Origin of the sequence: uncultured Chloroflexus sp., from assembly GCF_937129525.1 — a bacterium.
GTDB lineage: Bacteria > Chloroflexota > Chloroflexia > Chloroflexales > Chloroflexaceae > Chloroflexus.
Genome location: NZ_CAKZNK010000145.1, coordinates 1 through 10,622, shown reverse-complemented (window position 1 = coordinate 10,622; position 10,622 = coordinate 1). Strand labels below are relative to the sequence as shown.

General features: G+C 58.1%; 11 protein-coding genes. 3 read left to right on the top strand and 8 right to left on the bottom strand.

From position 1 onward, the window contains the following. Window positions 1–2: 2 nt before the first annotated feature. The 8 genes from Q0650_RS17805 to mraZ all read right to left on the bottom strand — a co-directional run bounded on the left by Q0650_RS17805 (window position 3) and on the right by mraZ (window position 8,602). The gene (locus Q0650_RS17805) at window positions 3–818 is read right to left on the bottom strand and encodes a rhomboid family intramembrane serine protease (RefSeq protein WP_298821460.1); all 816 of its coding nucleotides are present in this window, start codon (window positions 816–818) and stop codon (window positions 3–5) included. Beyond that, window positions 802–2,217, bottom strand: coding sequence for a UDP-N-acetylmuramoyl-L-alanine--D-glutamate ligase (gene murD / locus Q0650_RS17800; protein WP_333691657.1), 1,416 nt, complete (start codon window positions 2,215–2,217; stop codon window positions 802–804). The genes Q0650_RS17805 and murD overlap by 17 nt, the downstream gene beginning before the upstream one ends. Window positions 2,218–2,316: 99 nt before the next feature. Next, window positions 2,317–3,414 carry a phospho-N-acetylmuramoyl-pentapeptide-transferase gene (gene mraY, locus Q0650_RS17795; protein ID WP_298821455.1) on the bottom strand — a complete coding sequence of 366 codons (1,098 nt, stop codon included), beginning with the start codon at window positions 3,412–3,414 and terminating at the stop codon, window positions 2,317–2,319. A gap of 30 nt (window positions 3,415–3,444) precedes the next feature. After that, the gene (gene murF / locus Q0650_RS17790; RefSeq protein ID WP_298821451.1) at window positions 3,445–4,932 is read right to left on the bottom strand and encodes a UDP-N-acetylmuramoyl-tripeptide--D-alanyl-D-alanine ligase; all 1,488 of its coding nucleotides are present in this window, start codon (window positions 4,930–4,932) and stop codon (window positions 3,445–3,447) included. Between the two features lie 119 nt (window positions 4,933–5,051). Next, window positions 5,052–6,860: a penicillin-binding protein 2 gene (locus Q0650_RS17785; RefSeq protein WP_298821449.1), complete on the bottom strand. Its 1,809-nt coding sequence runs from the start codon at window positions 6,858–6,860 to the stop codon at window positions 5,052–5,054. Between the two features lie 6 nt (window positions 6,861–6,866). Next, a complete protein-coding gene (locus Q0650_RS17780) occupies window positions 6,867–7,235 on the bottom strand; it encodes a hypothetical protein (protein ID WP_298821446.1) in 369 nt (122 codons plus the stop codon). A 30-nt stretch (window positions 7,236–7,265) separates the two neighbouring features. Continuing rightward, complete coding sequence (gene rsmH / locus Q0650_RS17775) at window positions 7,266–8,171, bottom strand: 16S rRNA (cytosine(1402)-N(4))-methyltransferase RsmH (RefSeq protein ID WP_298821443.1); 906 nt, start codon at window positions 8,169–8,171, stop codon at window positions 7,266–7,268. After that, window positions 8,171–8,602, bottom strand: coding sequence for a division/cell wall cluster transcriptional repressor MraZ (gene mraZ, locus Q0650_RS17770; RefSeq protein ID WP_298821441.1), 432 nt, complete (start codon window positions 8,600–8,602; stop codon window positions 8,171–8,173). Before mraZ ends, rsmH begins: the two co-directional genes overlap by 1 nt. Window positions 8,603–8,810: 208 nt before the next feature. Here mraZ and moaC point away from each other — a divergent pair, with 208 nt between their 5' ends. From moaC to Q0650_RS17755, 3 genes are all read left to right on the top strand, one after another. Next, window positions 8,811–9,296, top strand: a complete 486-nt coding sequence (moaC, locus tag Q0650_RS17765; protein WP_298821439.1) for a cyclic pyranopterin monophosphate synthase MoaC — start codon at window positions 8,811–8,813, stop codon at window positions 9,294–9,296. Between the two features lie 77 nt (window positions 9,297–9,373). Beyond that, window positions 9,374–9,661, top strand: coding sequence for a hypothetical protein (locus tag Q0650_RS17760; RefSeq protein WP_298821438.1), 288 nt, complete (start codon window positions 9,374–9,376; stop codon window positions 9,659–9,661). A 304-nt stretch (window positions 9,662–9,965) separates the two neighbouring features. After that, on the top strand, window positions 9,966–10,292 hold the full coding sequence (locus Q0650_RS17755) for a hypothetical protein (RefSeq protein WP_298821435.1): 327 nt from the start codon (window positions 9,966–9,968) through the stop codon (window positions 10,290–10,292). The last annotated feature ends 330 nt before the right edge of the window (window positions 10,293–10,622 follow it).

Below are 10,622 nucleotides of genomic sequence, written 5' to 3'. Positions count from 1 at the left end.
TCTTATGCCGGCGCCACCAGACCGAACAGCACCATCATCATCAACGCGATCGCCATTGTCCATAACCAGCCTTGGGGGAGAAAACGGCGAATGAGCATTGGCGGAAAAAAGCGCCAATCGACAACCAGTCGCGGCGAAAGCGCTGTTCCGATCAAGACACCACTCACCAGACCACCCAAATGTCCCCAGTTATCGATTATTCCCTGGGCTGCAAAGCCGATCAGCAGGTTGATAAAGGCAATGGCAACAATTCCCCGCACCTGATTGCGTCCAAAATCACCCAACGCCTGCCGGTTGAGGTAGTAGAAGATTCCCAGCCCCCCGATCACACCAAAGATAGCGCCACTTGCACCCACTGCCGGCGCCGGCGAGAAGGTATACGAAGCAATGCTGCCGCCCAAACCGCTCAGCAGATAAAGGGTCAGAAACCGGCCATGACCGTAGAAGCGTTCGGTTTCCGGCCCCAGCACCGAGAGCGCGTAACCATTAAAGAAGATGTGGATCAGGTTCGCGTGCAGAAAGATGGCCGTCACCAACCGCCAGACTTCACCATTGGCAATCCGCTCATTGACCTTTGCGCCTAATGCAAGTAATACCGGGAAGTCCGGCTGGAAGAACGAACCGCTGAGCACGCAGCTCAGCAGGTAGATGATCCCAATAACCCAGAGCATACTGTAGGTCACGACCGGACGCGGCGGCGCAGGAGGTGGCGACGAACGCGGCGGCTCTTCGGGCAGATCAGGACGGCGACCGAATTCGCGTTCGGCCCGGCGTAGAAACTCTTCAATCTCATCAGGCTCATCAGGCGGACGTGTCATGATCTTGCTCCCCGACGCGAACGGCGGCCAGCTCGCTTACGACGCGGCGAAAAGCTTCACCGCGATGAAATTCATTCCGAAACATGCCGAAGCTTGCGCAGCCAGGCGAGAGCAAGACTGCGCCGCCAGGTTGAGCCAGAGAACGGGCCGTTTGCACCGCCGTCTTTAGATCATCAAACGGCCCAAACACCGGCAAAGCGGGCGCCTGCACCTGTAAGAGCGACTGCAACCTGGGTGTTGCGCTACCCTGTAAGAGCACAACCGCCGCTGCGCCGCGCGCAATGGCAGCGGCCAGCGCTGGCAGATCGAGATCCTTGTCAGCTCCGCCGGTCAGCAACACGATTGGCCCCGGCACAGTTGCCAGCGCCGCTGCCGTTGCCGCCGGATTGGTGGCCGTAGTATCATTAATGTAGGCAACACCATCAATCGTTGCCACCAGCTCCAACCGATGCTCAACACCGGTTATGCTGCGCAGCGCTGTCGCAATCGCGTCAGGATCAATCCCAAACCGATAGGCCAGCGTTGCCGCAGCCAGCGCATTTGCTGCATTGTGTTCACCCGGTAGCCGAAGATCTGAGCGGCGAAACAGGATGACATCACGATAACGAAATGTGCCATCGGTAGCGACTGTCGCATCGGCGTTCGGATCGGAAAGACTGAAACAGATCACCCCTTGCCGGCCATTTCCCCAGTCTCGCGCCTGCTCTGGCGGCAAGACCGCGATCCCGTCTGGCCCCTGATGAGCCATGATCTGGCGTTTGGCATTAGCATACGCTGCCAGGGAACCGTGCCAGTTGAGATGATCGATCCCCAGATTAGTCAGCAGCGCGAATGCAGGGCTAAGCCCGACCTCGCCGAGCCGCTCAAGCTGAAAACTGCTCAATTCCAGCACAACTGGCGTTTGCGGCCCGATCTGATCAAGCGCTTCTAATGCCGAAACTCGCAGATTGCCCGCCGCAACGGTATCGGGATAGCGTTGCCGGATCATAGCCGCCAGCAAGAGCGTTGTCGTGGTCTTGCCTTTCGTGCCGGTCACACCGAGGATCGGCCCCGGACAGGCCCGGAAAAAGAGGGTCATCTCTGTCTCAATCGGCACTCCATGCGAACGAGCCAGCGCCAGCCACGGCGAATCGGGTCGCACCGCCGGGTTCACCACCAGCATATCGGCAATGGCAATATCTTCGGCACGGTGTTCACCCAATGTGTACTGCACACGCGCGCCGAGTTCGGCAGCGAACGCATCAAGCCGGGCAATCGACTCGGCCAACACCTCAGCCGAAGCCAGATCAGTCACAGTCACCTCGGCGCCCTGACGCAACAGCCAGCGAGCCACTCCTAACCCGCCACCGTGTACACCCAGCCCCATGACCACGACTCGCTTGCCAGCCAATGGTGTCATCATTAGTTCCTGCTGCACATCTCTCGGTCAATACCGGCGTCTATCGACCACTTGTTTGCCAGCTTGATGAGCGAATTCCTGCTTTCCCGGCAGACAATGCTACTTACTCTGCTCGATCAGCATCATAACCGGCTGTTCAACCTGTCCTCCCACCTGCGGTGGCCCAAAGATCAGAGCCAGGGAAATTCCCACCATTGCGGCGACTGTGCCGATCAAGACAAACCGCTGCGTCACTTGCGGCTGACTCCATCCCAGCAATTCGAAATGGTGATGAAGCGGCGCCATCTTGAACACGCGCCGCCCCGCGCCGTAACGCCATTTCGTCCACTTGAAATAGCCGGTCTGGATCATTGTCGAGAGTGCTTCCACCACAAACACAATTCCAATCACTGGCAAGAGCAGCCATTGCTGCGACTGTAAAGCGACGACCGCCAGGGTTGCCCCCAGAGCCAGAGCGCCGAGATCCCCCATAAAGACTTGAGCTGGATAGGCGTTATACCAGAGAAAAGCTGCGCATGCGCCAACCACGGTAAAACAGAACGCCATCAGGTTGGTGAGACGAGGCTCGGCCAGGAAGGTGATAACGCCATATGCTCCAAAGGCCAGGGTCAGATTCCAGCCAGCCAGACTATCGAGACCGTCGGTGATGTTAACCGCGTTCGAGATGAAGACGATAATCAGGACAGCAATGGGAATGAACCAGAGGCCGATGTTCACTTCGCCCACGAAGGGTATCTGCGCTAACCCTTCGTGCTCCAGACCATACGGCTGCGGCAGATAGAGCGCCAGGCTGGCAACCAGAGCCACTGCCGTCATAATCCAAAATTTAAACCGCACCGTAAAACCATACGTCTTCGAACGCGAGCCGGTCAGCGAAAGCCAATCGTCAATGGCGCCCAATACGGCGAAGCTCACCATGACCCCCAACGGGAGCAGCATCGACCAGCGATCAACTAGATTGAAAAGAACGGTGAGCACCACTACTGTGCTCACGATCATAATTCCACCCATAGTTGGCGTTCCCATCTTCACCAGATGACTCTCCGGGCCATCCGGACGGATACGCTTGCCCAGCTTGTGCTTACGGGCGAATCGGATCCACCATGCGCCAACTACTAACGTCAACACGAACGCTGCTGCGGCGAGCAACAGCGCGCGCGCCATATCCTGAACCAGCACTGCACGAAGCACACTCACGCAACTTCTCCTGTGGTCATGGAACAGTGCTCACATCTGGAGCGCAGTAACGATTGTTTCCATCTGCACACCCCGCGACCCTTTGATCAGTAAGCAGTCGCCAGGTTCGACCATGCGTCGAAGCAGATCGATGGCCGCATCATTATCATCACACACAACCACTCGCTCAGGAGACATACCGGCAGACAGCGCCGCTGCGGCTACCGTCTTCGCCTGTCGTCCAACCGCAACTAGCCAATCGGCGGTTGTTGCAGCGGCTACACCGACCTGGCGATGGCCCTCTTCCGTTGCAGCGCCGAGTTCGAGCATTTCGCCCAGCACTGCAATCCGTCGTCCTCTGGTTTCGGCCAAAACCTGAAGCGCAGCGATGGTTGAGAGTGGCGCAGCGTTGTAGGTATCATCAATGATGGTGATACCGTTCTGACCGCGAACGACTCGCAACCGTAACTGTTCACCGGGTTCGCGCAGACCGGCGGCAATTGCTTCCCAATCAAGACCGAGCACCAGACCGGCGGCAATCGCCGCCAGCGCCGTATATGCATGGTGTTTCCCGATCAAGGGGGTAGACAAATGGTACTGTCCACCCTGATACTGCACCGTCAGCTCGATCCCGCGCAGACCATGACTGACCACGTCTAGCGCGCGCACATCGGCCTGTGACGCATAACCATACGTCATCACCCGCGCCCGGGTGCGATCCACCATCGCCGCTACCCGTGGATCATCAGCATTGAGGATGCACCATCCATCTGCCGGCAACGATTCGGGCAACTCTGCCTTGGCATTAGCAATGGCTTCAATACTGCCCAAACGTTCCAGATGCGAAGGGCCGACATTGGTGACAATCCCAATGTGGGGGCGGGCAAGGGCTGCCAGAAAGCGAATCTCGCCCGCCGCCCACATCCCCATCTCGAGCACTGCCACTTGATGGTCGGCAGTCAGCCCGAGCAAGGTTGCCGGCAAAGACACCTCGCTGTTAAAACTGCGTTGACTTTTTAAGGTTCTCAATCGCTGACTTATGACAGCCGCGACGACCTCTTTGGTCGAGGTCTTGCCCACGCTACCGGTGATTCCGATCACCGTCGGCGTGAACATCTGTCGATGGTAGACGGCCACTCGCTGCAAGGCGCAGAGTGGGTCGTCTACAGCGATGAGGAGGCACGTTTCTGGAGCAACGGTTGCCAGCATTGTGGCCTGTGTCGGCTCGATCAACCGCCATGGTCGCGCCACAGCGTTCAGATCGGGAGCCAACCGTTCCAGTGTCGCAGCCGACACCAAGGCCGCTGCGGCGCCACGCGCCACCACATCGGGTAAAAAGCGATGGCCATCGGTGCGTTCGCCGGCCAGCGCGACAAAGAGCGATCCCGGCGTTACCTCGCGCGAGTCGGTCACGACCGGGCCAATCATTGTATCGGCCCACGGAGACGGCACGATAACCGCCTGTCGCGTTGATCGCGGTTGCACCCCATACAAGAGATTGTCGAGTCTGATCAATGCGCCCTCCCCGAGCCCTGTCATGGATCCAGCGCTGCGCGAAGGCCATTATAGCATTTCCCCCCAGTCGCCTTCGGCGCAACTGCGGCCACGACAACTGATATGAAGCTGAGAGCGCAAATTGGCCTGCCAATGCATCCTCCCTATGGCTGTCCCGGACTCACCAGCGCGCGATCCGGCGGTAGATGGGCATAGCGAAACAACTGATCAACGACGTTGTAATAGACCGGGATCGCAGTCAACACTCCGAGCGTATCCTTTTTAGGTCGATCAATCTTGACCAGCACCACGAAGCGCGGATTATCAACGGGCGCGATACCTAACACCGAACCAATCGTATAGGCCGGATCGTAGCCGCCACCCGGCAAGGGGATTGAAGCAGTGCCGGTTTTCGCGCCAACCCGATAACCGGGAACGAGCCATTGATCACTCCAGTTGCCGGTGCGCGGCCCCCAAACCACAGGCGCATAGTGATTGGCTGCCTCCACCAGCATTTCCCGCACAGCGCGCGCCACGTCTGGAGTGATCGGCCTGCCCACTTCGCGCGGCTGAACGCGCTCACACTCTTGAGCGCGACAGATCTGCTGCACGACGTAAGGCTGCATCATGACGCCGTCGTTGGCAATGGCTGCCGCTGCCTGCACGAGTTGCAAGGGGGTCACCGAAATAGCCTGACCATAAGCATTGACCAGAAAGGTTAGCGGATTGTAGCCAACACCGCCGTAGAAATTGACGATCCCGCTCTCTTCGCCGGACAGATCAACTCCTGTCGGTTGACCAAAACCAAAACGGGTTATCGCGCGGTAGAACGCTTCTGGGCCGGTGAGTTCGTTAAATTGCAGCGCAGCCACATTGCTCGAATAGTAAATCATCCCGGCCAGCGTCAGTGGGCCATGCGGCGCGCCATCGAAATTGCGCAGAGTGCGACCGAAACGCACCACCCAGCCCGGATCATCCACCGTCGTGGCCGTAGTGACGGCACCCGAACTGAGCGCAGCCGCAGCAGTGAACATCTTGAACGTACTCCCCGGCTCGTAGACTGTACCGATTGCCGGATTGCGCCCGTATACCTCCGGTGGATACTCTTGCCAGCGGTTTGGATCAAAAAACGGCCAGCTTGCCATCGCCAGAATAGCGCCGGTGCGCGGGTCGAGAACGATGATTGTGCCACCGTCAGCGTTTTGCTCTTCAACCGCTTGTTTCAGCTCGCGTTCGGCCAACTGCTGAATGAAAGGATCGATAGTTAATTGCAAATCGGCGCCATCTTGCGGAGGCAAAGTCCGTGACAATGAAGTTGCAATCGGATTGCGATCCGGATCAAATTCGCCCTCAACCCGCCCCTCAGTGCCGCGCAGCAACGCATCATAATAGGCCTCAATCCCGCTAATCCCTTCGCCATTGAGGTTAAGCGCTCCCACCACTTGCCCCGCTGTCGTCGCTTGTGGGTAAAACCGCATCGGCTCATAAACCAGCCAGAGACCGGGCAGGTCGAGTTGAGCAATCTGTTCGGCCTGCTCTGGTTCGAGCCAGCGCGCCAATCGCACCCATTGGCGATCAGAACGCAGCGCCGATAGAATCGGTTCGGCAGGCGCACCGGTAATACCGGCAATCATCAGGGCAATCTCTGCTTTCCGCGCAGCCGGCACCTGTGGCGGAACGGCGAAAAGGCTCTGCCGTTCAACATCCATCGCCAGCACTGTCCCGCGCGCATCGGTAATCTGGCCGCGACGTGGCGCCAGCAAGACCGGGGTTTCAATCTCCAACCGCGCTTTGCGCGCCAGATCGAAACTGCGCACCACCTGGAGATCGACGAGTCGCATAATGACGATCAGGGTGATAATGAAACACACGATCAGCAACGCCTGAAGCCGCCAGCGGGCCAGACGCCCAACTGGCGGCGTCGTAACAGCCGGAGCCGGGGTAGAAGTTGCGCGGCGTGTCGTAGCACCCATACAAGATTACTCTTCAATATCCGGCAAATCTGGAATGCGCACGTAACGAATCTGATCAGGTGAAGGCTGGCGAAACCCAAGTTCAGTGGCTCGCTTGAGCCGCATCTCAAACGATTGCGCGCGCGCTAATTGCTCGTGCAGATGTGAATAGTGCCGGTTAAGCTGCACCTGCTGCTGCCGCAACTCCACCAGTTCATAATTCATGCGCGCCACCAATCCAGTCTGTACCAGTGTGACCAGGCTAAGCAGACAGAAAATGAGCGCTAACAGCAGCATATAGCGCGCGCCATCGAGCTTGAGATAGCGCGAGAGATCAATCCGGCGCAACTGCACTCGACCGACCTGGGCTGGTATCTGTTCACTTCTGACTGCCATAGCACTCCCTTCTGCTGGCAAAAAGGCCTCTCAAGCAAGCCGGGCCGCGACTCGCAGTTTGGCGCTGCGCGCGCGCGGATTAACTGCGACTTCTTCATCCGTTGCCACCACCGGCTTTTTGGTCATGATCATCAGGCGCGGCGTTTCGCCAGACGCTTCGGCACGCAGAAACTGTTTGACAATCCGATCCTCGAGTGAATGAAAACTGATCACTGCCAGGCGACCAGCCGGCGCGAGCAACGCCACCGCTTGCGGCAACGCCGCAGCCAACCGGTCAAGCTCACGATTGACCGCGATCCGCAGCGCCTGAAAGGTGCGCGTAGCCGGATGAATCCGGCCATGACGACCACCCACAACACGGGCAATCAGCGCCGCCAGATCAGCAGTGCGCTGGAAGGACTGCGCGCGGCGTCGTTCAACAATTGCGCGAGCAATGCGACGAGCTGCCGGTTCTTCACCGTATTGAAAAATGATGTCGGCCAGCTCACGCTCGCTCAACCTGTTCACCAGATCGGCAGCAGTGAACCCCTGAGTCGGATCGAGCCGCATATCGAGCGGCCCATCAGCCGCAAAGGAAAAGCCGCGTTCGGGCGTATCGAGCTGATATGATGACACGCCCAGATCGAACAAAATACCGTCAAAAGCCGTAAAACCCGCCTCCGTTGCCAGCCTGGTCAGATCGGCGAATGAACCGTGACGCAATACCGCCTGCTCACGCAACCCGGCCTCAGCCAGACGGTCGGCAGTGGCTGCCAGCGCCGCCGGATCGGCATCAATTCCCAACAGCATCCCGCCGGGCTGAGCAGCCTGCAACACTGCCAGCGCGTGACCACCGCCACCCACGGTTGCGTCGAGATAACAACCACCAGGCCGCGGAGCCAGCGCCGCTACCACCTCAGCCAACAATACCGGCGTATGCTGGAATGTCACCGTCATCAAATCCCCAACTTCCGCATCTGTTCGTCAAATCGCGGCCCCTGGCTGGCCAGGCGGTCTTCCACCTCGCGCCAGCGCTCAGGCGACCATACCTCGATATAGGTATCCAGACCGACCAGCACGGCCTGCTCGGTCAGACTGGCAACCTCACGCAGACTCTGCGGCAAGAGGATCCGCCCCTGGCGATCCATCTCTTGCTCGGAAGCGCTGGCAAATAACAATCGGCGCAGCATCCGCGCATCTTCATCGACCAGTGAAAGCGCACTTACCCGGCGCGTCAATTCACTCCAGAAGGGGAGCGGAAAGATGAGCAGGCAGCGATCGAAACCGCGGGTCAGCACCATGCCACCGGCAAGCTCGGCGCGAAAGCGCGCCGGAATAGCCAGACGCCCTTTCTCGTCGATGGCATGTTCGTGCGTCCCCAGAAACACAACGATAATCTCCGCACAGTTAGGGAGAAAGACCCACTTTCCCCCACTTTTCCCCACCTCTCGCCACATTATAGCCGACCTGTACCACCGTTTCAAGGCAGTGCAGCATCTAAAAACATAACAATTCCATTAATTGCAGCAATACAAATGGATCGAGTAGAATATTTGAGCGTATAAAGTCAGTCAAATCACGCTAAAGGAAGAACAAATGAGCGAATTAAATCATCTCGATGCCGATGGACGGGCGCGTATGGTCGATGTTGGCGACAAGGCGGTTACCCAACGCGAAGCAATTGCGCGTGGCCGGGTAATCATGCAGGCGAAAACACTTGAACTCATTCTCAGCGGCGGAATGCCGAAGGGTGACGTACTGGCAGTGGCGCGAGTGGCCGGCATTATGGCCGCCAAGCGCACTGCCGAACTCATTCCGCTTTGTCATCTGCTCAACTTGAGTCATGCCAGCGTCAACTTTTCACCCGATCCTGCGGGCAATGCGCTTGAGATTGAAGCAACGGTGCGCTGCGCCGGACAAACCGGGGTGGAGATGGAAGCGCTGACCGCAGTGAGTATTGCTGCATTAACCATCTATGACATGTGCAAAGCGGTTGACAAAACGATGCAGATTGACGCCATTCGCCTGATTGCCAAGCGAGGCGGACGGAGCGGCGATTGGCAACGCGAAGATCCGGCTTGACATTGAACATATGTTCTGATATACTTTCCCCAGGGTCATTGCACCAGTTGGGAGAAACGCCGATGTTAAGCTGGAGAATGCTACAGACGTTACCGCGTCGTCCGTCATCGGTCACATTACGTCATCTCCCACGGTGCGACCGGATTACATTGATTGAATTGCGTTTCAGCTTTCTGCCGGCCACCTTTCGTCACCGTGATCGCCTGCATCGCGTAACCGGCATTCGCTGGATTCGCGATCTTTGTCGTCGCGACGGCGCGCAGCGCCACTATCGCGTCCTTTGTGCTGACGGTAACGAACGTACTCTGATCCACGATCTGGAAGCCAATATCTGGTATATGCAGCGTGAGAGGCTACGCGCCTGAAGCTGGACGCGAGGACAATTGGGGCAGACAGCAGTCCAATCGACAGCAGCTCATCAGGAAGCGCAATCTGTTGCGCATCTGTCAATCCGGCCAGTTGACGACCACGACCGAACGCTGAGCGGATCCCACCATCAGCCTGTCAATCCCTGGGTCGCATAGTCGGGCCTGGCTGTCTCGTTACAACGCCGTCAGACATCAGCGCATCGACAGAAACTTCAGACAACGTTGCGCCGCGCGCGATTGACAACGAACTGTTACCATATCAGACACGCGGCGCCCTTGAATAGGGAAAGAGAGACCGGCTATGGCTCGCAAAGCGCAACATCCAGCAACCACGACAACTGCCAGCACAACCGTCGCTACTTCCAACAGCGTCCCAAATCAGCAAGGAGAAAGCTTCGCTCGTCGCCAACCTCCCTTCCTTATGTGGTACGACGATAATCCAAAAACGCCGGTACAGCAAAAAATTGCTGCCGCCATTGCCGCTTACAAAGCGCGCTTTCCCGGCGTGCAACCATCCCTCGTCCTCGTGAACGAAGCTGAAGTTGCGCCGTTTGAAGGAATCACTGTGCGCGGGATGTCAACAGTGGGTCGCTACACCTATTGGGTTGGGCAGGCGATTGGTGGATGAGCCGATCGGCGCTGTATCCGTTACCTTCTCGCTGCCGGTATTATGTGCGCGCGATTCTGGCAGGTAACTCGTCGAACATCTGCTGAAGCGAGTGATGACAGAGCTGCGCACATAACCGGACAGTGCCCCAGCACGTTGGGCAAAGACCAATTTTCGCGCCACATCAATCGTCCCGCTGCGCGCGACGACTGCGCATCTCCCGCGCCATCGGCCACCGCGCTGCGGCATTTGCTGAACAATTGGAGAACAACAGGAGAGCGGCCAACCGAAGGATCCTGCCCCGCCTCGTGCCTCAATACTGAGCGCAGGGGTCTTCCGCGCCACGGCAAC